The sequence below is a fragment of the Aminobacter ciceronei genome (assembly GCF_014138625.1).
Classification (GTDB): domain Bacteria; phylum Pseudomonadota; class Alphaproteobacteria; order Rhizobiales; family Rhizobiaceae; genus Aminobacter; species Aminobacter ciceronei.
Map to the genome: position 1 here is coordinate 35730 of NZ_JACJHY010000014.1, position 24379 is coordinate 60108.

General features: G+C 64.3%; 23 protein-coding genes. 18 read left to right on the forward strand and 5 right to left on the reverse strand.

From position 1 onward, the window contains the following. Positions 1–12 precede the first annotated feature (12 nt). The 5 genes from HNQ95_RS15455 (at position 13) to HNQ95_RS15475 (ending at position 3800) form a co-directional block, all read left to right on the forward strand. Entirely contained in the window at positions 13–612 is a 600-nt protein-coding gene (locus HNQ95_RS15455) for a nucleotidyltransferase family protein (protein WP_067955703.1), read from the forward strand. Between the two features lie 57 nt (positions 613–669). After that, positions 670–1248, forward strand: coding sequence for a cytochrome b (locus HNQ95_RS15460; protein WP_067965874.1), 579 nt, complete (start codon positions 670–672; stop codon positions 1246–1248). A gap of 69 nt (positions 1249–1317) precedes the next feature. Then, positions 1318–1908 carry a YceI family protein gene (locus tag HNQ95_RS15465; RefSeq protein WP_067965872.1) on the forward strand — a complete coding sequence of 197 codons (591 nt, stop codon included), beginning with the start codon at positions 1318–1320 and terminating at the stop codon, positions 1906–1908. A 90-nt stretch (positions 1909–1998) separates the two neighbouring features. Next, the gene (locus tag HNQ95_RS15470; protein ID WP_067955701.1) at positions 1999–2985 is read left to right on the forward strand and encodes a Gfo/Idh/MocA family protein; all 987 of its coding nucleotides are present in this window, start codon (positions 1999–2001) and stop codon (positions 2983–2985) included. 116 nt (positions 2986–3101) lie between these two features. Then, positions 3102–3800, forward strand: a complete 699-nt coding sequence (locus tag HNQ95_RS15475; RefSeq protein WP_182574469.1) for a spermidine synthase — start codon at positions 3102–3104, stop codon at positions 3798–3800. A 322-nt stretch (positions 3801–4122) separates the two neighbouring features. Here HNQ95_RS15475 and HNQ95_RS15480 read toward each other — a convergent pair whose 3' ends face one another. Further along, positions 4123–5235 carry a zinc metalloprotease HtpX gene (locus tag HNQ95_RS15480; protein ID WP_067955696.1) on the reverse strand — a complete coding sequence of 371 codons (1113 nt, stop codon included), beginning with the start codon at positions 5233–5235 and terminating at the stop codon, positions 4123–4125. A 214-nt stretch (positions 5236–5449) separates the two neighbouring features. On the opposite strand from HNQ95_RS15480, the gene dnaK reads away from it, so the two are divergent. The 9 genes from dnaK to HNQ95_RS15525 all read left to right on the forward strand — a co-directional run bounded on the left by dnaK (position 5450) and on the right by HNQ95_RS15525 (position 14944). After that, on the forward strand, positions 5450–7366 hold the full coding sequence (gene dnaK, locus HNQ95_RS15485) for a molecular chaperone DnaK (protein WP_067955694.1): 1917 nt from the start codon (positions 5450–5452) through the stop codon (positions 7364–7366). A 168-nt stretch (positions 7367–7534) separates the two neighbouring features. Then, positions 7535–8626 carry an acyltransferase family protein gene (locus HNQ95_RS15490; protein WP_182574470.1) on the forward strand — a complete coding sequence of 364 codons (1092 nt, stop codon included), beginning with the start codon at positions 7535–7537 and terminating at the stop codon, positions 8624–8626. Positions 8627–8791: 165 nt separating this feature from the next. Continuing rightward, positions 8792–9925 carry a molecular chaperone DnaJ gene (dnaJ, locus tag HNQ95_RS15495; protein WP_067955689.1) on the forward strand — a complete coding sequence of 378 codons (1134 nt, stop codon included), beginning with the start codon at positions 8792–8794 and terminating at the stop codon, positions 9923–9925. Positions 9926–10024: 99 nt separating this feature from the next. Beyond that, on the forward strand, positions 10025–10630 hold the full coding sequence (gene pmtA, locus HNQ95_RS15500; protein ID WP_067955687.1) for a phospholipid N-methyltransferase PmtA: 606 nt from the start codon (positions 10025–10027) through the stop codon (positions 10628–10630). A gap of 90 nt (positions 10631–10720) precedes the next feature. Further along, positions 10721–11317, forward strand: a complete 597-nt coding sequence (locus tag HNQ95_RS15505; RefSeq protein WP_067965870.1) for an NADPH-dependent FMN reductase — start codon at positions 10721–10723, stop codon at positions 11315–11317. Further along, positions 11314–12015, forward strand: coding sequence for an orotidine-5'-phosphate decarboxylase (gene pyrF / locus HNQ95_RS15510; protein WP_067955685.1), 702 nt, complete (start codon positions 11314–11316; stop codon positions 12013–12015). The genes HNQ95_RS15505 and pyrF overlap by 4 nt, the downstream gene beginning before the upstream one ends. A gap of 146 nt (positions 12016–12161) precedes the next feature. Next, a complete protein-coding gene (locus tag HNQ95_RS15515) occupies positions 12162–12449 on the forward strand; it encodes a DUF1330 domain-containing protein (protein WP_055982026.1) in 288 nt (95 codons plus the stop codon). 293 nt (positions 12450–12742) lie between these two features. Further along, positions 12743–14014: a polyhydroxyalkanoate depolymerase gene (locus HNQ95_RS15520; RefSeq protein ID WP_067965868.1), complete on the forward strand. Its 1272-nt coding sequence runs from the start codon at positions 12743–12745 to the stop codon at positions 14012–14014. 300 nt (positions 14015–14314) lie between these two features. After that, the gene (locus HNQ95_RS15525; protein ID WP_067955683.1) at positions 14315–14944 is read left to right on the forward strand and encodes a transglutaminase-like cysteine peptidase; all 630 of its coding nucleotides are present in this window, start codon (positions 14315–14317) and stop codon (positions 14942–14944) included. 258 nt (positions 14945–15202) lie between these two features. Here the strand turns inward: HNQ95_RS15525 and HNQ95_RS15530 are convergent, their stop codons facing one another. Then, positions 15203–16735, reverse strand: a complete 1533-nt coding sequence (locus tag HNQ95_RS15530; RefSeq protein WP_067955681.1) for a YifB family Mg chelatase-like AAA ATPase — start codon at positions 16733–16735, stop codon at positions 15203–15205. 282 nt (positions 16736–17017) lie between these two features. Here HNQ95_RS15530 and HNQ95_RS15535 point away from each other — a divergent pair, with 282 nt between their 5' ends. Together HNQ95_RS15535 and cml are read left to right on the forward strand one after the other, a co-directional pair. Then, positions 17018–18058, forward strand: coding sequence for a diguanylate cyclase domain-containing protein (locus HNQ95_RS15535; protein WP_182574471.1), 1041 nt, complete (start codon positions 17018–17020; stop codon positions 18056–18058). Between the two features lie 347 nt (positions 18059–18405). Next, entirely contained in the window at positions 18406–19596 is a 1191-nt protein-coding gene (gene cml, locus HNQ95_RS15540) for a CmlA/FloR family chloramphenicol efflux MFS transporter (RefSeq protein WP_182574472.1), read from the forward strand. A gap of 124 nt (positions 19597–19720) precedes the next feature. Here the strand turns inward: cml and HNQ95_RS15545 are convergent, their stop codons facing one another. From HNQ95_RS15545 to HNQ95_RS15555, 3 genes are all read right to left on the reverse strand, one after another. After that, positions 19721–20122 carry a VOC family protein gene (locus tag HNQ95_RS15545; protein ID WP_182574473.1) on the reverse strand — a complete coding sequence of 134 codons (402 nt, stop codon included), beginning with the start codon at positions 20120–20122 and terminating at the stop codon, positions 19721–19723. 65 nt (positions 20123–20187) lie between these two features. Continuing rightward, positions 20188–21132 carry a glutathione synthase gene (gene gshB / locus HNQ95_RS15550; RefSeq protein WP_182574474.1) on the reverse strand — a complete coding sequence of 315 codons (945 nt, stop codon included), beginning with the start codon at positions 21130–21132 and terminating at the stop codon, positions 20188–20190. A 147-nt stretch (positions 21133–21279) separates the two neighbouring features. Next, on the reverse strand, positions 21280–21927 hold the full coding sequence (locus HNQ95_RS15555; protein WP_067955672.1) for a TetR/AcrR family transcriptional regulator: 648 nt from the start codon (positions 21925–21927) through the stop codon (positions 21280–21282). 106 nt (positions 21928–22033) lie between these two features. Here HNQ95_RS15555 and HNQ95_RS15560 point away from each other — a divergent pair, with 106 nt between their 5' ends. Beyond that, entirely contained in the window at positions 22034–22675 is a 642-nt protein-coding gene (locus HNQ95_RS15560) for a ferric reductase-like transmembrane domain-containing protein (RefSeq protein ID WP_182574475.1), read from the forward strand. A gap of 189 nt (positions 22676–22864) precedes the next feature. Further along, complete coding sequence (locus HNQ95_RS15565) at positions 22865–24208, forward strand: putative bifunctional diguanylate cyclase/phosphodiesterase (RefSeq protein WP_067955669.1); 1344 nt, start codon at positions 22865–22867, stop codon at positions 24206–24208. The last annotated feature ends 171 nt before the right edge of the window (positions 24209–24379 follow it).

Sequence of the window (24379 nt, forward strand, 5' to 3'; positions counted from 1 at the left end):
TCGGGGTGCAGGATGGAGCATCTGCGATACAAGGGCCTGCCGTTTGAAGACCAGCGGCAGGTCCTGCTCGATATCCTCCTTGCCGACCCGATCGTCCGTCCGGCACTCGCCGTGGCCGAGAAACTCGCTCTGCCACAGTGGATGCTGGTTTCGGGTGCGCTCTACAACAGCGTCTGGAACCATCTGACCGGCCGCCCCGCCGGGCACGGCATCAAGGATCTCGACCTGTTCTATTTCGACGGCGCCGACCTCTCCTGGGAGGCCGAAGACGTGCATATCCGCCGGGGCAACGAGGCCTTTGCGCATCTGCCGCTGCCGGTCGAGATCCGAAACCAGGCCCGCGTGCATCTCTGGTTCGAGGATCATTTCGGCTCGCCGCGCGCTCCGCTCGGGTCGAGCGCCGAGTCGCTCGAGCATTTCGCTTCGCGCACCCATGCAGTCGGCCTCGCCCTTGTCGACGGCGCTGCGCGGGTCTGGGCGCCGTTCGGCCTCGACGATGTTTTTGCCTTCCGGATCACGCCCAATCATCGCAACGACAACCGCGCCACCCACGAGGCCAAGGGCCGGCGCGCCAGGGAGATGTGGCCGGAGGTCACCGTCTTGGACTGGTAGGCCTCTGTTCCGGGACGAATTCCGCTCCAGATTCGTTGTGCGACCGAGGTGCCGTCGATGCTGCGCAACACCACTACCCGCTACGGCTGGGCGGCGATCGTCCTGCACTGGCTGATCGCGGCTCTGTTCATCGGCCAGTTCGCGCTCGGGCTGGTCATGGTCCGCATGACCAGCCAACGCACCTCCTTCGAGCTGATCCAGCTGCACAAGTCCTTCGGCTTCCTGCTGCTCGGGCTGGTGCTGCTCCGCATCGGCTGGCGGCTCGGCAACCTGAGCCCCGAGCTGCCCGACGAAGTCGACCCGCTGGAGCGCAAGGCAGCACCCACGGTGCATCTCCTGCTCTATGCCGCGCAGCTCGTCGTGCCGCTGTCCGGCTGGGCGCTGGTGTCGGTTTCGGTACTCGAAATCCCGTCGGTGCCGTTCAATCTTTTCGTCATGCCGCATCTGCCGTTGCAGGTTTCCGATGCGGCCGAGACATTCTGGGTCTTCGGCCACAAATGGCTGGCCTATGCCGGCATCGCGCTGGTTGTGCTGCACATTCTGGCGGCGCTCCGGCACCATTTCTGGCTGCGTGATGTCGTGCTGGTTCGGATGATCTCGCCATTTTTCGCGAGGTCCCCACGAAAGCCGGAATAGCAGCTGCAATCCGTTCGTTTGTCTCGGTGCATGGCCCGGATGGGCCTTGCCATCAGGGAGCATGATGAGATGTCCGTGCATGTTTTTGGGCGTGTTTTGGGCGCTGCAGCCCTCATTGCGGTCGGTCTGCTCGGCGACACTGCCTCGGCGGTGGCGCTGTCCGATGCGGCCGGGCGTTATGCCGTTTCCAACAACGGTTCGAGCATCCGCTTTGCCATCGGCAAGATCGGCGGCGGCGGGCTCTCCGGCGCTTTCGGCCAGTTCAAGGGGACGATCCGCATCGACGGCGGCGACATTGCCCGTTCGAAGGTCGACATCACCATCTTTCCCGAAAGCGTCGGCACCGGTCAGGGCCGTATCGACGCCTTCCTGAAGTCGGACGCCGTCTTCGACGTCGCCAATTCACGTGAGATCACCTTCCGCTCGACCAGTGTCCGGCGCACCGGCGACAATTCGGCTGTCATCACCGGCCAGCTGACGGCGCGCGGCCACACCAACACCGAAAAGTTCACCGCCGAGCTGCAGGGCCTGAAGGGCGGACAGATCCGTTTCCGGGTCAGCGGCCAGGTGTTCCGCTCGCGTTACCAGATGGATGTCGGCACGCCGATCTATTCCAACATCGTTGCCTTCGACATGGAGTTCAGTGGCCGCCGCGGCTAAACAAGATAGGCTCTGGCATTTGGCGGCGGCTTCCGCCAATCTCCCGAAGCGGGCAATTGGGCCAGCTTTTTCCTTGTGTCCGGAGGCCAGATGTTTCGTTGGGGCGTACTTTCGACAGCCAAGATCGGCCGTGACCAGCTGTTGCCGGCGATCGCCGATTCCGACAATGGCGTGCTGGCCGCGGTCGCCAGCCGCGACGTCGGCAAGGCGCGAGCCCTGGCCGACCGCTTCGGCGCAGCACATGCCTTCGGCTCCTATGACGCGCTGCTTGCCTCCGACACCGTCGACGGCGTCTACATTCCGCTGCCGACCTCGCAACATCTCGAATGGGCGGCAAAGGCGGCCGAGGCCGGGAAGCACGTGCTGGTCGAAAAGCCGTTGGCGCTGAAGGCCGAGGACATCGCGCCGCTGATCGCCATCCGCGACCGCAACAAGGTGATCGTCTCTGAAGCCTTCATGGTCACCTATCATCCGCAATGGCTGAAGGTGCGCGACCTGATCGCAGCCGGGGCCATCGGCAAGCTCAAGCACGTCCAGGGCGCGTTTTCCTATTTCAACGTCGACCCCAACAACATGCGCAACCAGCTCGATCTCGGCGGCGGCGCCCTGCCCGATATAGGCGTCTACCCGACGGTCACGACGCGCTTTTCGACCGGCAAGGAGCCGGTGCGGGTGCAGGCGAGCATCGAACGCGACCCGAAATTCGGTACCGACATCTACTCCAGCGTCCGCGCCGATTTCGGCGATTTCGAACTTTCCTTTTATCTCTCGACCCAGCTCGCCAACCGCCAGCTGATGGTCTTCCACGGCGACAAGGGCTTCATCGAGATCCATGCGCCGTTCAATGCCGGGCTCTACGACCATCACCGCGTCGAGCTGCACAATGCCGGCCACAACGAGGCGACGGTGTTCCGCTTCCCCGGCGCTCAGCAGTACCGGCTGCAGGTCGAGACCTTTGTCCGCGCAGCGCAAGGGGGTGGAGACCACGTCTTCTCGCTCGAGCAGTCGGTGCTCAACCAGAAGGTCATCGATGCCATCTTCCGCGCCGGCGACCGTGACGGCTGGGAGGAGGTCTAGGCCATTGGGCCTCCGGGCTTTCGAGCCTGCCCACCATCGGCCGGGCGAAGGCTGTCGTTTGCGCCATGCTGTGCTAGGGAGCGCCGCATGAAGTCGGACAATGAAGGCGCGCGGCGATGATTCCCTGGGTAGTGCTCGACACGGCGAAGATTCCCGGCGGCGGCGAACTGCGGCTCAAGCAGCGCGGCACCGAGTTCTCGATCATGCTCGGCAGCAACGAGCTGATGAACAGCCGGCTGAGCGGCTCCGAGGAAGCGCTGGCCAAACTCGCCCATGAGCGCATCGGTGGCCGTTCCAAGCCCAACATCCTGATCGGCGGCCTCGGCATGGGTTTCACCTTGCGCGCAGCCCTTGCCTTGTTCGGCCGGGATGCCCACATCGTCGTCGCCGAACTGGTATCAGAGGTCATCGCCTGGGCGCGCGGGCCGATGGCCGAACTCTTCGCCGGCTGCCTCGACGACCCGCGCGTCGAAATAGTGGAGGGCGATGTCGGCAAGCTCATCCGCGATGGCATGGGCGACTATGACGCCATTCTGCTCGACGTCGACAACGGTCCCGAGGGCCTGTCGCGCGACGCCAATGACAGCCTTTACAACTATACCGGGCTCTATGCTGCGAAGACCGCGCTGAAGCCGGGCGGCGTGCTGATCGTCTGGTCGCAAGGCCCCGACAAGTCGTTTTCGCGGCGCTTGCATGAAAGCGGCTTCGTAACCGACGAGGTCAAGGTCCGTGCCAGCACCAAGGGCAGCGGCGCTCGCCATGTCGTCTGGGTGGCGGCCAATCGCGGCGCGACGGCGGTGAAGGGGCGGAGATAGGGCGGCGCCCCTTCTTCAGTGTTGATGGGAAGTCACTCACTCCGGGTGAGCGAAGCGACACCCGGGCGCGATTGATCGGTTCGGCCACCCATGAAGCCAAGTTGCGATCCTTCGCACCCCTCTGGCCTGCCGGCCATCTCCCACACAAGGAGGGAGATTGGTCTCGTCGCCGGCGGTGCTCATCCTGCTGTATTGCAGGGATAAGCTTTGCGGCCTTATCGATTGGTCGCGGCGCCGATGACAGCTAAGATCGCCTGCAGGTCAGAAGGATCGTTGGTGACGAGCCACCCTGTTCAAAATCTCTCCACTTCGGCGCAAAAAATCACCACCACACGCCGCCGCGGGTCACCCGGATGCGCGGGCGACCTTTGTCGGGTGGGTTGAGCGAGGCGTCGCAGGCGGGACGGCTGTCGTCGGCGAAGTCGGTGTTGGCGGCATTGATGAAGCCGCGCGCGCCTTGCGGCAAATACGTGCCGGGGCGGGCGCGGATCTTGGGGATCATCGACGGTCGGGCGCCATGCGGCACAGCGGCGCTGTCGGCTGTAACGATGGGCTCCGGCGCCCCGGTGGTTTTCAGCGCCCTGAGCCGGGCGACGCGGTCGGCGGTGAGCGGGTGGGTGCGCAGCACCGAGGGGTCGGGGATGCGGCCGCTGGGCAGGAGGATGTTTTCCCACACCCTGCCCTGGGCACGTTCGAGCTTGGTCAACGCCGAGGCGAGGCCGTCCGGGTCGCCGGTGAGGATGGCGGCGCCAAGATCGGCGTCGAACTCGCGGGTGCGCGACAGCGCCATCTGCAGCAGGCCGCCGACGGTGGGTGCGGCAAGCAGCACCAGCACGGCGAGCCAGGGCACCTGGGTGCCGAAACCGCCGGCAAAACCGAACAGATTGAGAAACAGCGAGACCAGGCCGACAGTCGACATGAACGAGGTGAAGCGCGACACCATGTCGGCGAAGGCCATGACCTTCACGTCTTCATGGGCGATGTGGCTGATCTCATGGGCGAGCACGCCGGCGAACTCGCGCGGGGTCAGGTTGCGGGCAAGCGCGTCAGTCACGGCGATGGCCGCGTCGTTGCGACGGCCGACGGCAAACGCGTTCATCATCTTCGACGGGATGACATAGAGTTTTGGCACCGCAGGCAGCTCGGCGCGGCGGGCGAGCTCTTCGACGATGCGGAAGCCGGCGGGGAAGTCGGCCGGCGTGACCTGCCGCGCCTTGTACATTGACAGCACCATCTGCGGGCTGATGCGCCGCACCGCCCACATGGAAAGCGCGCCAAAGACAAGGGCATAGAGGATGCCGGTGCTGCCTGCGAAGGCCCAGGCGGTGACCCCGAGCAGGAGCAGGCTGCCGGCGCCGAGCAGCCATGTTTGCGCCGTGTTCAGCGCGCGATTGCGTCGGCGTTCGAAAAGGTTGATGGATTGTAGCTCGCTCATGCCCCAAATATGAGCTTGTCACAGGCTTTTGCCGAGTCCCCTGCACGGAAAGTTGCAGAACGCTTGCGCTGTCAGGAGCCTGTTCTTATATACGCCGCAACACCGCTTCGGCCCGGAAAACCGGTATCTGGAGCGGCATTTCGAGTGAACAGGGGCTTTCGTCGGAACGCCTTCATGGGTCCAGAGAGCCTGCTTAGCGGAGAGAAGTACTAAAATGGCAAAAGTTATCGGCATCGATCTGGGAACGACCAATTCCTGCGTCGCCGTCATGGACGGCAAGGACGCGAAAGTCATCGAGAACGCGGAAGGCGCGCGCACGACCCCTTCCATTGTCGCCTTCAGCGGCGACGGCGAGCGTCTCGTCGGCCAGCCGGCCAAGCGCCAGGCGGTCACCAACCCTGAAAACACCGTCTTCGCGGTCAAGCGCCTGATCGGCCGTCGCTACGACGATCCGGTCACCGAAAAGGACAAGAAGCTGGTCCCCTATCACATCGTGAAGGGTGACAATGGCGACGCCTGGGTGGAAGCCGGCGACAAGAAGCAGTCGCCCAGCCAGATATCGGCGATGATCCTGCAGAAGATGAAGGAAACGGCGGAAGCCTATCTCGGCGAGAAGGTCGAGAAGGCCGTCATCACCGTTCCGGCCTATTTCAACGACGCCCAGCGCCAGGCCACCAAGGACGCCGGCAAGATTGCCGGTCTGGAAGTGCTGCGCATCATCAACGAGCCGACCGCAGCTGCGCTGGCCTATGGCCTCGACAAGACCGAAGGCAAGACGATCGCCGTCTATGACCTTGGCGGCGGCACCTTCGATATCTCGGTTCTCGAGATCGGCGACGGCGTGTTCGAGGTGAAGTCGACCAACGGCGACACCTTCTTGGGCGGCGAAGACTTCGACATGCGCCTGGTCGAGTACCTGGCGGCCGAGTTCAAGAAGGAACAGGGCATCGACCTGAAGAACGACAAGCTTGCCCTGCAGCGCCTCAAGGAAGCTGCGGAGAAGGCTAAGATCGAGCTGTCGTCGACGACCCAGACTGAAATCAACCTGCCCTTCATCACCGCTGACGCGACCGGCCCGAAGCACCTGACGCTGAAGCTGTCGCGCGCCAAGTTCGAACAGTTGGTCGACGACCTCGTCCAGCGCACGATCGAGCCGTGCAAGGCAGCGCTCAGGGATGCCGGCCTGAAGGCAGGCGAGATCGACGAAGTGGTCCTGGTCGGCGGCATGACCCGCATGCCCAAGATCCAGGAGATCGTGAAGCAGTTCTTCGGCAAGGAGCCGCACAAGGGCGTCAACCCCGACGAGGTGGTTGCTCTCGGTGCTGCCATCCAGGCCGGCGTGCTGCAGGGCGACGTCAAGGACGTGCTGCTGCTCGACGTGACCCCGCTGTCTCTGGGCATCGAGACGCTGGGCGGCGTGTTCACCCGCCTGATCGAGCGCAACACCACGATCCCGACCAAGAAGAGCCAGGTCTTCTCGACTGCCGAGGACAGCCAGTCGGCGGTGACCATCCGCGTCTTCCAGGGCGAGCGTGAAATGGCTGCCGACAACAAGATGCTCGGCCAGTTCGACCTGGTCGGCATTCCGCCCGCACCGCGCGGCGTGCCGCAGATCGAAGTGACCTTCGACATCGACGCCAACGGCATCGTCAACGTCTCGGCCAAGGACAAGGGCACCGGCAAGGAGCACCAGATCCGCATCCAGGCATCTGGCGGTCTGTCCGACGCCGACATCGAGAAGATGGTCAAGGACGCCGAGGTCAATGCCGAGGCCGACAAGAAGCGCAAGGCACTGGTCGAGGCACGTAACCAGGCCGAAAGCCTGCTGAATTCCTCGGAGAAGTCGCTCAAGGAATATGGCGACAAGGTCACCGAAGCAGACCGCACTGCGATTTCGGATGCGATCGCAGCCCTGAGGACCGCGACCGAAGGCGACGACGCCGAAGCGATCAACGCCAAGTCGCAGGCGCTTGCCGAAGCTTCGATGAAGCTCGGCCAGGCCATGTACGAGGCTTCGCAGAAGGAAGCGGCCGAATCCGACGCCGCCGCCGATGCTGCCAAGGACAGCGACGTGGTCGACGCCGATTTCGAAGAGATCGACGACAACGACGACAAGAAGAAGTCGGCCTGATCGGATCGACATCCAGTCTAATCGGAAAGCCCGGCCATTGCGCCGGGCTTTTCTTTTGCGTCAAATACAGAGACTGTCGGCGTTTAAGCTTAAGGAAAGAATGTACAGGCAGGCTGTGGCTGGACCCGGCCGAGAGTTGACCTCGGCGGTGCGGTGGTGGAGGGCGGCATGCACTTCAGGACGCTCGAAATCTGGCGGCTGGCCGCAGCTCTTACCGTGATGATGTGGCATTTTCTGCGATATGCGCCGCCCGGACACGAGGCGGCGAGCAATGCGCTCTACCGGCTGATGCCGCTGATGGAAATGTTCTTCATGATCTCCGGCTTCCTGATCATGCTGCGTTATGCCGACACGCTTATGGCCGAGCCGGGATCGTTCCGCCGCTTCATCGTGCGCCGTCTGGCCCGGCTCTATCCGCTCTATCTGGTGACGCTGCTGTTCTTCTGCGTGGTTGCCGCGGCCCTGCATTTCGGCCTGGTGCAGACCCAGCAGCCCGAGCGTTATGCCTGGGCGGTGCTGCCAGCCAACCTGCTGCTGGTCCAGGCCTGGGGCCTGACCGACAATCTGACCTTCAACTATGTCAGCTGGACGCTGTCGGCAGAGTGGTTCTGCTATCTCGCCCTGCCCGTCATCGTCCTGGCTTATCGCCGCCACGGCAGGTTGGGACTGGCTGTGGTGGCGGCGTCCGCCGTCTCTGGGCTGGAGTTGGCGGTGATGCTGGGCTGGATCCCGTTTCCGAGCTGGCTCGAGGCCAACACCTGGGGCGCCTATCGCGCCTTTGCCGATTTCGCACTCGGCGCGATGGTGGCGGTGGCCATGCGGGACTCCAGGCTCAAGTTGTCGAGCCACCTGCCCGGCTGGCTGACCTTTGCCCTGGCGATCGCGGCAATGGCGACCCAGCAGAACGCCTATGTGATCGTGCTCTTGCTGGCGGCGGCGATGTTCCTCGCCGCCCTTGCCGAGCGCAACAATCCCGATGGCGCGCTTTATCTCAAGCCGTTGCATCCGTTCGGCCGCGTCTCGTTCGGCATCTACATGATCCACCCTGTCATCGAGACGCTGCTTTTGGCGCTAGTTTGGCGCAAGCTGGTCGAACCGCTCGAGGTGATCGGCTTCTACACCTTCTGGCTGGTGCCGGCGGCAACCGTCATGGTGGTGGCGATGGCCTCCGACCGCTACTTTGAGGGGCCGGTGAGCCAGTATCTCAATTCCCGGTTGGGGGTGGAAAAACCTAAAGCGGCACGTCGCCGTATCGCTTGAGCGGCCCCAAGGCCACAATGGCTGCAAATTTAGCCGATTTTCTGCCGAAATCTGCCGCTTCGGCCAACCGGCCTATGGCATACCGGCGCATGGTTTACTAAATCGGGGCCTATTACCACCGATGGCGCAATCCGGTGGATCGCGCCGAGGCAGTGACGGGAAGATATGAAAGCTGATTTCTACGAAACGCTGGGTGTCCAGAAGGGCGCCGACGAGAAGGAGCTGAAGTCGGCCTTCCGCAAGCTTGCCATGCAGTTCCACCCCGACCGCAATCCGGGCGACGACGCGTGTGAGCACAAGTTCAAGGAAATCAACGAAGCCTACGAGACGTTGAAGGACCCGCAGAAGCGCGCCGCCTATGACCGCTTCGGCCACGCCGCCTTCGAGAATGGCGGCATGGGCAATGGCGGCGGCCACGGCTTTGGCGCCGGCGGCTTCGCCGACATCTTCGAGGACATCTTCGGCGACATGATGGGCGGCGGGCGCCGTCGCTCCTCGGGTGGCCGCGAGCGCGGTGCCGACCTGCGCTACAACATGGAAATTTCGCTCGAGGAGGCCTTTGCCGGCAAGACCGCGCAAATCCGCGTGCCGACATCGATCCTGTGCACCGAATGCGCCGGTTCGGGCGCCAAGCCCGGTACCCAGCCGGTGACCTGCTCGATGTGCCAGGGCCACGGCAAGGTGCGCGCCAGCCAGGGTTTCTTCTCCATCGAGCGCACCTGCCCGCAGTGCCAGGGCCGCGGCCAGACGATCAAGGACCCGTGCGGCAAGTGCGCCGGCCAGGGCCGCGTCACCGAGGAGCGCTCGCTGTCTGTCAACATCCCCTCGGGCATCGAGGACGGCACCCGCATCCGTCTCGCCAATGAAGGCGAGGCCGGCCTGCGCGGCGGCCCGTCAGGCGATCTCTACATCTTCCTGTCGGTCAAGCCGCACGAGTTCTTCCAGCGTGATGGTGCCGATCTCTATTGCAAGGTGCCGATCTCGATGACCACCGCCGCACTGGGCGGACAGTTCGAGGTGGCGACGCTCGACGGTACCCAGACCCGCGTAAAAGTGCCCGAAGGCACCCAGAATGGCCGCCAGTTCCGCCTCAAGGGCAAGGGCATGCCGGTGCTGCGCCAGCCGCAGGTCGGCGATCTCTACATCCAGACCGCCGTCGAGACGCCGCAGAACCTGACGCGGCGGCAGCGCGAGCTGCTCGAGGAATTCGAGAAGCTGTCGTCGACCGAGAACTCGCCGCAGTCGAGCGGTTTCTTCTCGCGCATGAAGGACTTTTTCGAGTCCTTCGGCGATAAATGAGGATGTTTCTGCCGTAACGGAAATTGAGCCAGCTTTCTGCTTGCGCTGGCCCACTTTGCTGTTATTTCTCCCCCCAGCAGCGGTGAGGAGATCGAAGCGATGCCACGCGGTTCCGGATTGCGCAAAACCCTTGCGGCAAGGTTCGACGACGAACTGAAGTTCTTCAAGGGCTGGATCGACAAGCCCAAGGCCGTCGGTTCGATCGTGCCGACCAGCTCGGTCACCGCCAAGCGCATGGCCTCGGTCATCAACACCCGCTCGGGCCTGCCGGTCCTCGAAGTCGGGCCCGGCACCGGCGTCATCACAAAGGCGATCCTCGCCCACGGCGTGAAGCCCGAGGATCTCTATACGGTTGAATACTCAGCCGATTTCGTCCAGCACCTGCGCCGCCTCTACCCAGGCGTCAACGTCATCGAGGGCGACGCCTTCGACCTCGACAACACGCTCGGTGACAAGAAGGACCTGATCTTCGATTCGGTCGTCTCGGGCGTGCCGCTGCTCAACTTTCCGGTCACCAGCCGCGTTGCCTATCTCGAGGGCCTGCTCAAGCGCATCCCTGCCGGACGGCCGGTGATCCAGCTGACCTACGGCCCGAAGTCGCCGATTCCTCCGGGCCTCGGCAACTACACCGTCGAGCATTTCGACTTCATCATCCGCAACATTCCGCCGACGCAGCTCTGGGTCTATCGCCGCGCCAAGCACTGAGCACAGCGGCCTTGATTTGGCCGGCTGATCGCCCCTATACCGTCGCCACGATGTTTGGTGCGTCTTGCCGGGCGTGCCACAGGATGGATGATGCCGCTCGTTCCCAGAATTCTCGTCTTTGCCGGTTCGATCAGGGCCGGCGCCTATAGCGGCCGCACGGCCGACATAGCGCAGAAGGAATTGGCGCTGCAGGGTGCCGAGGTGACGCGCATCTCGCTCGCCGACTATCCGCTGCCGATCATGGACGAAGACCTCGAGGAACGCGACGGCGTGCCCGAAAACGCCGTCAGGCTCGCCCGCCTGATCGACATGCACGACGCGGTGCTGATCGCGACGCCCGAATATAACGGCTCGATGCCGCCCTTGCTCAAGAACACCATCGACTGGGTCAGCCGCGTGCGTAGCGACGGCGGCAGGCGGCTTCAGCCTTATGCCGGCAAGCTGGTGGCGATCTGCTCGTCCTCCGACGGCCATTTCGCCGGCATCCGCAGCGCAACTCACCTGCGCGCGGTGCTGTCGCACATCCAGATGGAAGTGATTTCGCCGCAGGTTTCGGTGCCGCATGGCAGCGAAGCCTTCGACGACAACGGCGAATTCCGCGAGGAGCGCCTGCGCAAGGGCATGCAGCGGCTGTGCCAAACGCTTGTCGAACGAGCCACCATGATGTCGCGAAGGGTAGAACCATGAGCAGCATAGACACTGTACGCGACCGGCTGATCGTCGGCCTTGACCTGCCCACCGTCAAGGAAGCCGAAAGAGCGGTCCGCGAACTCGAAGGCACCGCGAGCTTCTACAAGATCGGTTACCAGCTGGCTTTTGCCGGAGGGCTCGACTTCGCCCGCGAACTGGCCAGCGGCGGCACCAAGGTGTTCCTCGACATGAAGCTGCTCGACATCGACAACACGGTGGCCAAGGGCGTCGAGAACATCGTCAAGATGGGCATGACCATGCTGACGCTGCATGCCTATCCCAAGGCGATGAAGGCGGCGGTCGAGGCAGCCAAAGGCAGCGACCTGTGCCTGCTCGCGGTAACGGTCCTCACCTCCATGGACGAAAAGGACATGATCGACGCGGGCTATGAATACGACCCGCACACGCTGGTGCTGCGCCGCGCCGAACAGGCGCTGCAGGCAAAGATGGGCGGCATCGTCTGCTCGGCCAGCGAAGCCTCGGCAGTGCGCCGCATCGTCGGGCCAAGCATGGCGGTGGTGACGCCGGGCATCCGCCCTGCAGGCAGCGACCATGGCGACCAGAAGCGGGTTGTTACCCCGGCCGACGCCATGCGCAACGGCTCGAGCCACCTCGTCGTTGCCCGCCCGATCGTCGGCGCGGTTGACAGGAAGGCTGCGGCGCAGGCTATCCTTGAGGAAATGGCAAAAGCCTAAGATTCCTCTGTGACGAACGCCCGCCGCGGTTGTCTCCGCTTCCGGTGCTCACGGACCTGAATGTCCACTGTGCTCCGGTTCTCGACAACAACACCAGTCGGCTCGTCACAGCGCGTTTTGAAGATGGGGCAGCCCGGGAGGAAAGAATGACCAAGGCTTACTGGATCGCACGCGTCGATGTTCGCGACCCCGAGGGCTACAAGGGCTATGTCGCTGCGGCCAAGCCGGCCTTCGAACGCTTCGGTGCGAAGTTCATCGCCCGTGGCGGCGCCCATGAGGCGGTCGAGGGGCCTGGCCGGGCCCGCAATGTGATCATCGAGTTCGCCTCGATGGACGACGCGCGCAACTGCTACTTCTCGCCCGAATACCAGCACGCCAAGTCGATCCGCCAGCAGTTTGCCGATGGCGAAATCATGCTGGTCGAAGGCATCTAGCAGCTTCACAACACTCTGAATTGTCCTGCTCCGCCGTGCAGTCTTGCCCGGCGGGGCGATGGTGTTTGGCCGCCGGGCTGATTCGGGGTCTTTCGGCGTCGCACAACGTCAAGGGCGACAGGTGCTGAGCCGGCGGCGCGATTGAAAACGGATTTTCAACAGCTTGGACCAAAGAATGACCCTGTTTCACACCAAGTGAGATATTGCATCGCAGCAGATGTTTGTTACCTTCGCTGCATTGCATGACGGGCCTCCGGCCGGCTCGCCTCCCCGAATGGCCGTATGAGGACATCATGTTTTACCAGCTTTATGAATCGACCCATGCTGCGCTGCAGCCGGCCCGCGCCTATGCGGACGCCGTCAAGCTGTTCTACTCCAACCCGCTCAACCCGTTCTCGCACATGCCGGTCGGCCGCTCGGTGGCGGCGATGGCCGAACTGTTCGAGCGCACGACGCGCCGCTACGGCAAGCCCGCCTTCGGTCTCGACAAGACGGTTGTCGACTTCCAGCCGGTGGCGGTGACCGAGAAGGTCGCGTGGTCGCGGCCGTTCTGCAATCTGATCCGCTTCGAGCGCGACCTGCCCGCCGGCCGCCGCCCCGACCCCAAGCTTTTGATCGTGGCGCCGATGTCGGGCCACTATGCGACGCTGCTGCGTGGCACTGTCGAGGCAATGCTGCCGTATGCCGACGTCTACATCACCGATTGGGCCGATGCCCGCATGGTGCCGGTGACCGAAGGCAAGTTCGATCTCGACGACTACATCGATTATGTCATCGACATGTTCCACGCGCTGGGACCGGACACCCATGTGATGGCGGTGTGCCAGCCTTCGGTGCCGGTGCTCGCCGCAGTCGCCGTGATGGAGGCGCGCGGCGACCGCTTCGCGCCGTCGACGATGACGTTGATGGGCGGCCCGATCGACACCCGGCGCAATCCGACCGCCGTCAACCAACTGGCCGAGAAGAAGAGCATCGACTGGTTCCGCGACAACGTCATCATGCAGGTGCCGTGGCCGGCGCCCGGCTTTGCCCGCGAGGTCTATCCGGGCTTCCTGCAGTTGTCGGGCTTCATGACCATGAACCTCGACCGCCACATCATCGCCCACAAGGACTTCTTCATGCACCTGGTGAAGAACGATGGCGACGGGGCGGAGAAGCACCGCGACTTCTATGACGAATATCTGGCGGTGATGGACCTGACCGCCGAATTCTACCTGCAGACGGTCGACACCGTGTTCGTGCGCCACGCTTTGCCCAAGGGCGAGATGACCCATCGCGGCCAGCCCGTCGACACCTCGGCAATCCGCAACGTCGCGCTGTTCACCGTCGAAGGCGAGAACGACGACATTTCGGGCCTCGGCCAGACGCAGGCAGCGCATGATCTGTGCGTCAACGTTCCCCAGGACATGAAGGCGCATTACATGCAGCCGGCTGTCGGCCATTACGGCGTCTTCAACGGCTCACGCTTCCGCGCCGAGATCGTGCCCCGCATCGTCGACTTCATGGCAAGCTATGGCGCATCCGCACGCAAGGCGGCCAAGCCTCGGCTGGTGCGCAAGGCCTGACGGCCGCCGCCCAGCCAGGTTCATCTTTTCCACAGGCAAGGCCCGGTGCAAACGCCGGGCCTTTCTGCGTTCTGTGCGCCTTTTCGGGTACAGGGCACCCTAACTCGTTGAATTCGTGCAGCGCGGCTGGCGAAAGCCGGCTCCGGTTGTCCGGCCGCCGTGCCGTGCGTCTGTTGCACAATTATCGCTTGGCCGCCGCTGCGGTAACCATGTCTGCAATCTGCAGCGAGCTTTGATTGACTCCGCCTGCCCCTCGCTCTTAACGTTTTATTAACGATGTAAATGGGGCGAGCGGGGCAGATGATTTCCGCAGCAGGCGTACGGTGCGCGGCGGGGCGTGCCGGTGTGTTTTTCGGGCTGATGACGGGCGTGGTTTTGTCCGCTGGCGCAGCCTTTGCTGCGTCCCAGCCGATGACTACGGGTGGGCTGACGTCGCAGCCGATCGGCCATTACGATTTCTGCCGCCTCAATCCGGCCGAGTGCTCGATCCGGTCGCGCGACACCGGGCCCGAGCAGATGACAGGCGCGATGTGGCGCAAGATCGTCGCCGTAAACGTGTCGGTCAACGCCGCCGTCAAACCAATGAACGATATCGACATCTATGGCCGCGACGAGGTCTGGACCTACCCCGACAATAGTGAAGGCGACTGCGAGGACTATGTGCTGGAAAAGCGCCGGACCTTGAACCGCGAAGGTCTGAAACTGTCCAACCTGCTGATCACGGTGGTGCGCAAGCCCGATGGCGAGGGTCATGCGGTGCTGACCGTGCGCACCTCCAAGGGCGACTTCATCCTCGACAATCTGACCGATGCCGTGCGCCAGTGGGACGAGACCGGCTACAGCTACCTCAAGCGCCAGTCGAGCGAGAACACCGGCCGCTGGGTGACGATCCGCGAAGGCCAGCCGATGCTGGTCGGCTCGGTCAAGTAGCGTCTCTTGCGGATACGGTAACCGCTGTTCCTTCGTGTTTCGCAGGGCGGCTTGTGGCCAAGTGGTCCTGGCCGCGTCCTCTGGCGAGGCAAAACGGCGGCCATATGCCACCGTCCCGTTAGACTTACCGAGCGGTGAGGTTGAGTTCCGCCAGCGCCGCGGACGCTGCATGTCCGCTGTTCGCTTTCATTGGGCTCGTCTACTGCCTTCACCTCCCTTGCGACAGCCTGAACTGCGCTTGCGGCGCCCCTCCTCTTCCTACGCTGCCTGCGCCATGCGCTCGGCGCTCATGCGATATGAAATCGCCTCGGCGAGGTGAATGCGGCCGACAGTCTCGCTGCCATCGAGATCCGCCAGCGTGCGTGCCACCTTGAGCACACGGTGATAGGCGCGGGCGGAAAAGCCGAGCTTTTCGCTGGCGTCGCGCAACAGCGAAAGCCCAGCGGCATCGGGCGCGGCGATGTCTTCGATCAGGCCTGCGGCGCACTGCGCATTGGTGGTGGCACCTGTGACCCCATGGCGTTCGAGGCGCTCGCGCTGGATCGTCCGCGCCCGGGCGACACGCAAGGCGACATCGGCGCTGGCTTCCGAGCGGCTGCCGCGGATGAGGTCGGAGGCCGAGACCGCGGGCACCTCTATGCGCAGGTCGATGCGGTCGAGCAGCGGCCCGGAGATACGTGCCTGATAGTCGGACTGGCAGCGCGTGCCGCGCAGGCAGCGATAGCCGGGTTCGCCGGCCATGCCGCAGCGGCACGGGTTCATCGCCGCGACCAGCTGGATGCGCGCCGGATAGGTGATGCGGTGATTGGCGCGGGCGATCATGCATTCGCCCGTTTCGAGCGGTTGGCGTAAAGAATCGAGCACCTGTGGTGTGAATTCGGGGAGCTCGTCGAGGAACAGCACGCCGTGATGGGCGAGCGATACTTCGCCCGGCCGCGCCTTCAATCCGCCGCCGACCATCGCCGCCATCGAGGCGGAATGATGCGGTGCCCGGAACGGGCGCCGGTCGGTGAGCTTGCCTTCCGCGAGTTCGCCGGCGATCGAGGCGATCATCGACACTTCGAGAAGTTCCTTGGGCGACAAAGGCGGCAGGATCGAGGGCAGCCGCGCCGCCAGCATCGACTTGCCGGCGCCAGGCGGGCCGACCATCAACAGGTTGTGGCCGCCAGCGGCGGCGACCTCAAGCGCTCGCTTGGCGCTTTCCTGGCCCTTGATGTCGGCGAGGTCGGGCAGGTCGCGCGCCGCAGCACGAATGCCGGGTTCGGGTCGGGAAAGTACCTGGGTGCCGCGAAAATGGTTGGCGATGGCAATCAGGCTGCGCGGCGCCAGAATGTCGATGTCGGCACCGGCCCAGGCGGCTTCCGGTCCGCTGGCGGCGGGACAGATCAGCCCCTTGCCCTCGGCATTGGCGCCGATTGCCGCCGGCAACGCACCTGCGACCGCCGAAATGGTGCCGTCCAGCGACAGCTCGCCGAGCACGACATAGGCGGCGAGAGCATCGCCCGGCAGGGCGCCGAGTGCTGCCATCAGCCCGAGCGCAATCGGCAGGTCGTAATGGCTGCCTTCCTTGGGCAGGTCGGCCGGGGCAAGGTTGATGGTGACTTTCTTGGCAGGCATCGACAGGCCGGACGCGTGCAACGCCGCCTGCACCCGCTCGCGGCTTTCGGCCACCGCCTTGTCGGGCAGGCCGACGATCTGCATGCCGACCTTGCCGGGCGCGACCATCACCTGCACGTCGACGGGAACCGCCTCGATGCCCTGGAACGCGACAGTGCGCACGCGCGAAACCATGCTGCCCTCCCTATAGCACCGCGCTCCTTGGGGCCGCACGGATGCGCTGTGGCGAATTCATGCACGTTGCTTCCGGCAGGTGGCCCCTCGCCTGCGTAAGCCTCAGCCAAAGACAAGCATAGATTGCAAAGGTGCGCAAGAACAATTCAAGAACATGCACGTCGGCATTGTGCGTTCGGGATACGTTAACCCTGGTGCGCAGCAATCTGCCCTTGCGGCATTAGAGAGAGGGAATATTAAGCGCCGCCGCGCGAAGCTCTGCCCGAAACAGGGGCTATCCACATGCGCAGTCCGTCATCGCGGCACATACGGCGGCGGGCCGTTCTCAGGCAGAGCGACGCCATCATCGCGGGGCTCGAGGCAAGGCTTGAGGCGCAGACGGCGCTGATCCGCGAACAAGCGGCCTCGCTGGCGCACAGCCAGAAGATTTTCGACCGCTCCTCGGCCGCTGCCCGCATCGGCGTCTGGCAATGCAACCTCGCCGACCAGGCGCTGCACTGGACCGACGTGGTCTATGATCTGTTCGACCTGCCGCGTGGAGCACCGCTCGTCCGTGAGGACATCGTCAAATGCTACACCGAGGCTTCCGCCATCGAGCTGCATGCCAAGCGCAGCAGGGGCATTGCGGAGCGCACCGGCTTCGGCCTCGACGCCGAGATCGTGACTGCGAAGGGCAATCGCCGCTGGATCCGCATCACTGCCAGCGTCGAATGCGAGGATGGCGTTGCCGTGCGTATCTTCGGCATGAAGCAGGACATCACCGAAGAGAAGATTCTGGCCGACCAGACCCGCTATCTCGCCGAATATGACGTCATGACCGGGCTCGCCAACCGCAGCCGGTTCCAGACCAAGTTGGCGGAGCTGACGGCCGATGCCGACGATCGGCCTCTGCTCGGAGCGCTGCTGCTGGTCGACCTCGACGGCTTCAAGCAGATCAACGACACCTTTGGCCATGTCGCCGGCGACGAGTGCCTGAAGGAAGTGGCCCGGCGTCTGCAAAACGCCTGCGCCGGCGTCGAGCTCGTCTCGCGCATCGGCGGCGACGAGTTCGCCGTGCTGGTGGGGCCGGAGTTGGACCTTGCGGCGATCTCGGAACTGGCGCGCCAGATCATCGACAGGCTGGGCAGACCGGTCGACCACGGCGGCCGGGCCCTGAAGCTCGGCGCCTCGATCGGCATCGCGATTCATGAAGTGTGCAGCCCCTCGGATCTGCTGGTGCGAGCCGATACCGCGCTCTATGCCGCCAAATCAGCGGGTCGCAACACCTTCCGGATCTTCAAGCCGACCGAGGCCATCGGGGTGAGAAACCCGCGCGCCGCCTGAGGCGCGACTGCGCTTTTGCTGGCGAGCTGGTTTTTCGGCGGGGCCGCCCGAGCCGCCTCCTTCCGAGGCTCGGGGTTGTTCCGGGCTAGGCGGGCTGCTAGGAAGCCGCGAGCCAATCAAGGCGCCCGCGCTTCTCCGCGAGACGAACATGGGTACAGCCAAGTCCGCAGACAGGTAGGCCGCAACAACACCAAGACGTTGTTGCGGCGCCCTGCCCCCTCATTTCCTGATCACTGATCGGTCCGGCGCGGTTGCGGGAAATCGTTTCCTGACATCCAGCCGATGTAATCGACAAGCGAAGTGGCAGATCGCCGCCAGATGAAATTCATTTGTGCGGATGAAAAGTCATGCCCAATCGAAACTCTCCCACGCCCACGTGGAGCCATTCCCTGCCCGCGGCGCTGCTTTTGATGGCGCCCTTCGACATCCTGGCCTCGCTGGCCATGGACATCTACCTGCCTGTGGTGCCGGAGATGCCGGCAATCCTCGCCACCACGCCCGACGTCGTCCAGCTGACGCTGAGCCTCTACATGATCGTGCTCGGCCTCGGGCAGGGGATCTTCGGCCCGATCTCCGACAGGATCGGCCGCCGCTCGGTGCTGCTTGGCGGCGTGCTGCTGTTTGCTGCCGCCTCGTTCCTGCTTGCCGTCACCAGCTCGGCGCCGCTGTTCGTCGCCCTGCGCGTCGTCCAGGCTCTGGGCGCCTCCGCGGCACTCGTCGCCACCTTCGCCACGGTACGCGACGCCTATGCCGAGCGGCCGGAAGGTGCTGTTATCTACAGCCTGTTCAGCGCCATGCTGGCCTGCGTGCCGGCGTTCGGCCCGATCGCCGGCGCGCTTATTGCTCATGGCCTGGGCTGGCGGGCGATCTTCGCCACGCTCGGCTTGCTCGCCGTGTTGGCCATGGTCAATGCGCTTCTGCGTTGGCACGAGACCCGGCCCGAAACGACCCAGTCGCGCCCCGCCTTCCGGGCGATCCTCAAGAGCCCGGCCTTCCTCGTCTATACGCTCGGCTTCAGCGCCGCGATGGGGGCGTTCTTCGTCTTCTTTTCGACGGCGCCACGCGTGCTCATCGATCGCGCCGGCTATTCGCAGCTCGGCTTCAGCCTTGCCTTTGCCACCGCGGCGGTGGCCATGATCGTCACCACGCGCTTCGCCAAACTGTTCGTGGCGCGTTGGGGGATACCCGGCAGCCTGAAGCGCGGCATGGCGATGCTGCTCGCAGGCGCAGTGCTGCTCTGTCTTGGCCAGCTTTTCGGCCAACCCTCCTTCGCGACCTTCATCATGCCGATGTGGGTGATCGCCATCGGTATCGTCTTTGCCGGCGCGGTGACGGCGAATGGCGCGCTCGAAGCGTTCGGCGATGCCGCAGGCACCGCGGTGGCGCTCTATTTCTGCGTTCAGAGCCTGATCGTCGGCCTTATGGGCACGCTGGCGGTGCTCATGCTCGGCGGCGACACAGCCTGGCCGCTCGCCGCCTATTGCGCGGTCATGGCAATTGCGACGCTGTGCGGCCTGAGGTGGTTGCAGGTGGGGTAAGTCTGTGACTCCAGGGGGCCTTGCAGGCCGCCTTTTGCCGCGTCCCCTTGTCAGGGGCGCGGCGCTTGAAGCCGGAGTTGCAGCCATCTCCGCCGGCGGCACCGACGGGATCACGCTGTCCTTGTTATGGAGCCCAGGTGATCGTAACCGCGTCGACCGAGCGGTTGGCGGGGCCGTGAAACACGGCTTCGATGTTGTTGCCATCGGGATCGAACAGGAAGGCTGCGTAGTAGCCGGGATGATAGGCGCGCTCGCCGGGCGCGCCATTGTCTTTGCCGCCCGCAGCAAGACCTGCGGCGTGGAACCGGTCGACGACACTGCGGTCGGTAGCCTGAAACGCAACATGCACGCGGCTGGACTGCTCGCCGGCGTCGACCCACAGCTCGTCGGCGTAGAAATGCGCGCCGCCATCGATGATCGGAATCCCCAGGACGCCAAGCACGGCCGTATAGAACCGCTTGCTTGCCGCGAGGTCGCGGGTGCGCAAATGCAGATGGTCAATCAAACGACCGCGCTTCAGTTCCATTGTCTTGCCTCCATGCTGGTCAACTTCATCGACGTGGGTCGTGATGTCGCCGCAGGCGAAAGGGGCTATTTCGCCCGCTTCTTCTCCACCGCGTCCCAGAACAGCGCGGCGATGTCGGCGCCGCCGAACTTCTTGACCTCGCGGATGCCGGTCGGCGAGGTCACGTTGATCTCGGTCATGTAGTCGCCGATGACGTCGATGCCGACGAGGATGAAACCGCGTTCCCGCAGCGACGGGCCGATGCGGGCGCAGATTTCGCGCTCGCGCTCGGTGAGTTCGGTCTTCTCGGCCCGCCCGCCGGCATGCATGTTGGAGCGGGCATCATGCTCGGCCGGCACGCGGTTGATGGCGCCGGCGGGTTCGCCGTCGATCAGGATGATGCGCTTGTCACCCTTGCGCACGTCCTTGAGGTAGCGCTGGACGATGTAGGGTTCGCGGAACAGCTGGCCGAACATCTCGAGCAGAGACGACAGATTGCGGTCGGCCTCGTGCAGGTGGAAGATACCGGCGCCGCCATTGCCGTAGAGCGGCTTGACGATGATGTCGCCGAACTCCTTGCGGAAGGCGGCCACTTCCTGCGGATCCTTGGTGATCAGCGTCTCCGGCATCAAGTCGGCGAATTCGGTGACGAAGATCTTTTCCGGGCTGTTGCGCACCCATGCCGGGTCGTTGACGACAAGCGTCTTGGGGTGGATGCGCTCGAGCATGTGGGTGGTGGTGATGTAGTTCATGTCGAAGGGCGGATCCTGGCGCAAAAGGATCACGTCCATCTCCGACAGGTCGGTGCGGACGGGCTCGCCGAGGGTGAAGTGGTCACCCTTGACGTCGCGGACCTCGAGCTTCTCGATCCGGGCAAAGACCTTGCCATCGCGCATCGACAGCCGGTCGGGCGTGTAGTGGTAGAGTTCGTGGCCGCGTCGCTGGGCCTCCAGCGACAGCGCGAACGACGTGTCGCCGGCGATGTTGACGGTGAAGATGTGGTCCATCTGGACGGCGATCTTGAGCGGCATGGACGTCTCCGGCGCGGCTTTCGGTAATCTTGTCGCGCGGGCCGGGCTCCGGTCGCGCTCTGCGGTGACGAGGATGTAGCAATTTGCCGTCCTTATGCAATGGCGGCGGGTGCGAACAAGTTCACCCGATGCATCGGCTGGCCGATGCTAGGTCCCGGAGAGGTTCGTCGCATGGCGCCCGCCGATCATGTCGATGAACAGCTCGACCGCTTCGGCCATGGCCTGCCCGGCCGGCTTTTCGACATGCCATTCGGCAAAGTGGCCGTCGATCCACATCCGGCACAGGCCATAGATGAAGGCGCGCGCCGACAGCATCAACGCGTCGGGGGCAAGGGCTGCAGATATTCGGCCGGACGCTTGTCCGCGGGCGATCAGGTCGAGCATGACCAGGCGGATCGCCTCGGTTTCGCCGGTCAGTTTCGGCGAGCCGTGGAAGTCGATCACCGTGCGCGAGGCGATGACGTCGAAGTGCGTCGGATTGGCGAGCGCCCAGGCGAGATAGCCCCGCGCGATGGCGCGCAGGCCCTCGACCGGGTCGGCGTCGCCGGTCGCCGACAGCTCCTGCTGGACCGACAAGGTCAAGCGGCCCATCGCCTGCTCGGCCACCGCCGTCATCAAAGCTGTCTTGTTGGCGAAATGGCGGAAGGGGGCCGCAGGCGAAACGCCGGCGCGCTTTGCGGCTTCGCGCACCGAAACGGCGTCGACGCCCTTCTCCTCGATCATCCCGATGGTGGCGGCGATGAGCTCCTCGACGAGGTTGCCGTGATGATACGCCGCGCGGGAAGAGTTGGTCATGCCTCTTCTAGTAGCGGTCGGCGGGCCGAAATGTAAGCGGCGTAAACATCGACTTGACAGTTCTTTGCAACCGAATGTAAGCAGTGATTACATAGGAGGAAAAATCATGCGGGTCTGGCCCGAAAGCACTTCGAGATGGCCGCCCAGCGGCTGGCGGCTGACAGCCTGGCTTGGCTTGGTCGTGTTGGCGGCGTGCGGCGCTGCTGCCGGCCTGGCAGGCGATCCGGTCGACGGCGCGCGCGTGGTGATCAGGCTCACCGCACGCACCTCACTCATGCTGTTCGTGCTCGCATTCACCGCCTCGAGCCTGGCTTGGCTCTGGCCATCGGCCATGTCGCGCTGGATCAGGGCGAACCGCCGCCATTTCGGCCTGGCCTTCGCCCTTTCGCACGGCGTCCATGCCGTCGCCATCATCGCACTGTCGCAGCTCGATCCGGTGCTGTTCGACGAGCTCACGGCGCCCGCCGCCTTCATCGCCGGCGGCGCCGGCTATCTCGCCATCATCCTGATGGCGGCAACGTCGTTCGACCGGACGGCTGCCGCGATCGGGCCGAAAGCCTGGCGCATCATCCACGGCGGTGGCGCCTGGTTCTTGGCTGTCTTCTTTGTCGTCAATTTCGGGCGCCGGGCGGTGCTGAACCCGGGAATGTACTGGCCTTACATGGCACTGATCCTTGCCGCGATCGCGCTCCGGTTGATGAGCCAATTGTGTGGCCGCAAGCGCGACGTGGCCGGGCAAGGCGCTTAGCTTGCGCGTCAATTTGATGGCTGACTGGCGCCTGGATCCAGCATTTTGGCAGCGCCGGATTGCCATCGCTGAAACCGGTTTCGACGCCGTGTCGAAATCCGGACGGCAAGCTGATTGAATACAATTCCTAAACGCTTTGCTGGCACTGTGCTGCAACAGTTGCAAATATTAGCAGAACAGAGACAAAGCATGCCTATCGGCGTCAGCCATTCGGACAGGGAAACGGCGGATCTGGCCTTCACCGATGCCTTGACCGGGCTGGGCAACCAGCGTCGTTTCTTCGACAAGGTCGAAAGGCTGATCGGCGACCGCGCCGAGGACCCCGCGCCGTTCACCGTCGGCATCCTCGATCTCGACGGCTTCAAGCCGATCAACGACCTGTTCGGACACCGCGCCGGCGACGACATCCTGATCCAGGTGGCGATGCGGCTGCGCGCCGCCTGCGATGGCTATTCGGCGGTGGCGCGTATCGGCGCCGACGAGTTCGCCTTCCTCTACCCGCTGGTGTTCTCAGAGGATGCGGCGGCCGAGAAAGCGCGCATGCTGATCGAAATCCTGTCGGCACCTTACGATGTCGGCGAGCGCACGGCGCGCTTGTCGGCGTCGGTCGGCTGCTCGCTGTTCCATTCGAGCGACGACACCACCGAGACGCTGGTGCGCAAGGCCGAGACAGCACTTTACCACGCCAAGCGCTCGGGTCGCGGCCGCGTCGTCGTCTACACCCGCGAGATGGAGGAGGCGGCCAAGCGCGTCACCCGAATCGAGCAGGCGCTGCGCCGTGCGGTTGCCGCCGGCGATGTCGCGCCGCATTTCCAGCCGATCGTCGATCTCAACAGCCGCCGCACCATCGGTTTCGAGGCGCTGGCACGCTGGACCGACCGCGACCTCGGCTTCGTTTCGCCGGCAGTCTTCATTCCGATCGCCGAGGAGCGCGGCATCATCGGCCCGCTGTCGCAGCTGGTGCTGCGCAAGGCGGCGGAAGCGGCGCGCAGCTGGCCGAAGGAAATGTTCCTGTCATTCAATCTGTCGCCGTCGCAGCTGGTCGACCAGAACACCGGCCTGCACATTCTGTCGATCCTCGAGCGCACCGGCTTCGACCCGCGCCGCCTCGAGATCGAGATCACCGAAACCGGCCTGATGACCGATCCCGCCTCGGCCGAAAAGATCGTCGAGGATCTCAGGCGGGTCGGCATCCGTGTCTCGCTCGACGATTTCGGCACCGGCCAATCGTCGCTCGGGCGCCTGCGCGAATTCCGCTTCGACAAGCTCAAGATCGATCGCGCCTTTGTTGCCTCGATCCTCGAAGACCGGCCGTCCGAACACATCATCCGCGCCATCCTGGCGATGTGCGAAGGCCTCGGCATGGATGTCGTCGCCGAAGGCATCGAGATGGAGGCGCAGGCGGAACGGCTGACGCAGTTCGGCTGTGCCGGCGGGCAGGGTTATCTGTTCGGCCGTCCGGCCGACGCCGCCGCCACGCTCGGCTATCTGCGCGAAGCCCATCGCGGCGGGAGCTTCGCCCGGGCGGTCTGACCGCCATGTCCTGACATCACTTCTCGCGTCGCGCGGTGGCTGTGCTGCACCCGTCGCGAACACAAGGTCGGGGCGCCGGTCCGGGAGCATGGCGTGATAGATTGTTCCCGTTCGAGGCTCCGGCAGGATGCTCCGAATTTTCCGTGAGCGAGCACGATCTTCTCCGAAAAC

Coding starts and splice junctions, on each gene's coding strand:
- HNQ95_RS15455 (WP_067955703.1), top strand. CDS start 13: ATGGAGCATCTGCGATACAAGGGCCTGCCGTTTGAAGACCAGCGGCAG.
- HNQ95_RS15460 (WP_067965874.1), top strand. CDS start 670: ATGCTGCGCAACACCACTACCCGCTACGGCTGGGCGGCGATCGTCCTG.
- HNQ95_RS15465 (WP_067965872.1), top strand. CDS start 1,318: ATGTCCGTGCATGTTTTTGGGCGTGTTTTGGGCGCTGCAGCCCTCATT.
- HNQ95_RS15470 (WP_067955701.1), top strand. CDS start 1,999: ATGTTTCGTTGGGGCGTACTTTCGACAGCCAAGATCGGCCGTGACCAG.
- HNQ95_RS15475 (WP_182574469.1), top strand. CDS start 3,102: ATGATTCCCTGGGTAGTGCTCGACACGGCGAAGATTCCCGGCGGCGGC.
- HNQ95_RS15480 (WP_067955696.1), bottom strand. CDS start 5,235: ATGAGCGAGCTACAATCCATCAACCTTTTCGAACGCCGACGCAATCGC.
- dnaK (WP_067955694.1), top strand. CDS start 5,450: ATGGCAAAAGTTATCGGCATCGATCTGGGAACGACCAATTCCTGCGTC.
- HNQ95_RS15490 (WP_182574470.1), top strand. CDS start 7,535: ATGCACTTCAGGACGCTCGAAATCTGGCGGCTGGCCGCAGCTCTTACC.
- dnaJ (WP_067955689.1), top strand. CDS start 8,792: ATGAAAGCTGATTTCTACGAAACGCTGGGTGTCCAGAAGGGCGCCGAC.
- pmtA (WP_067955687.1), top strand. CDS start 10,025: ATGCCACGCGGTTCCGGATTGCGCAAAACCCTTGCGGCAAGGTTCGAC.
- HNQ95_RS15505 (WP_067965870.1), top strand. CDS start 10,721: ATGCCGCTCGTTCCCAGAATTCTCGTCTTTGCCGGTTCGATCAGGGCC.
- pyrF (WP_067955685.1), top strand. CDS start 11,314: ATGAGCAGCATAGACACTGTACGCGACCGGCTGATCGTCGGCCTTGAC.
- HNQ95_RS15515 (WP_055982026.1), top strand. CDS start 12,162: ATGACCAAGGCTTACTGGATCGCACGCGTCGATGTTCGCGACCCCGAG.
- HNQ95_RS15520 (WP_067965868.1), top strand. CDS start 12,743: ATGTTTTACCAGCTTTATGAATCGACCCATGCTGCGCTGCAGCCGGCC.
- HNQ95_RS15525 (WP_067955683.1), top strand. CDS start 14,315: ATGATTTCCGCAGCAGGCGTACGGTGCGCGGCGGGGCGTGCCGGTGTG.
- HNQ95_RS15530 (WP_067955681.1), bottom strand. CDS start 16,735: ATGGTTTCGCGCGTGCGCACTGTCGCGTTCCAGGGCATCGAGGCGGTT.
- HNQ95_RS15535 (WP_182574471.1), top strand. CDS start 17,018: ATGCGCAGTCCGTCATCGCGGCACATACGGCGGCGGGCCGTTCTCAGG.
- cml (WP_182574472.1), top strand. CDS start 18,406: ATGCCCAATCGAAACTCTCCCACGCCCACGTGGAGCCATTCCCTGCCC.
- HNQ95_RS15545 (WP_182574473.1), bottom strand. CDS start 20,122: ATGGAACTGAAGCGCGGTCGTTTGATTGACCATCTGCATTTGCGCACC.
- gshB (WP_182574474.1), bottom strand. CDS start 21,132: ATGCCGCTCAAGATCGCCGTCCAGATGGACCACATCTTCACCGTCAAC.
- HNQ95_RS15555 (WP_067955672.1), bottom strand. CDS start 21,927: ATGACCAACTCTTCCCGCGCGGCGTATCATCACGGCAACCTCGTCGAG.
- HNQ95_RS15560 (WP_182574475.1), top strand. CDS start 22,034: ATGCGGGTCTGGCCCGAAAGCACTTCGAGATGGCCGCCCAGCGGCTGG.
- HNQ95_RS15565 (WP_067955669.1), top strand. CDS start 22,865: ATGCCTATCGGCGTCAGCCATTCGGACAGGGAAACGGCGGATCTGGCC.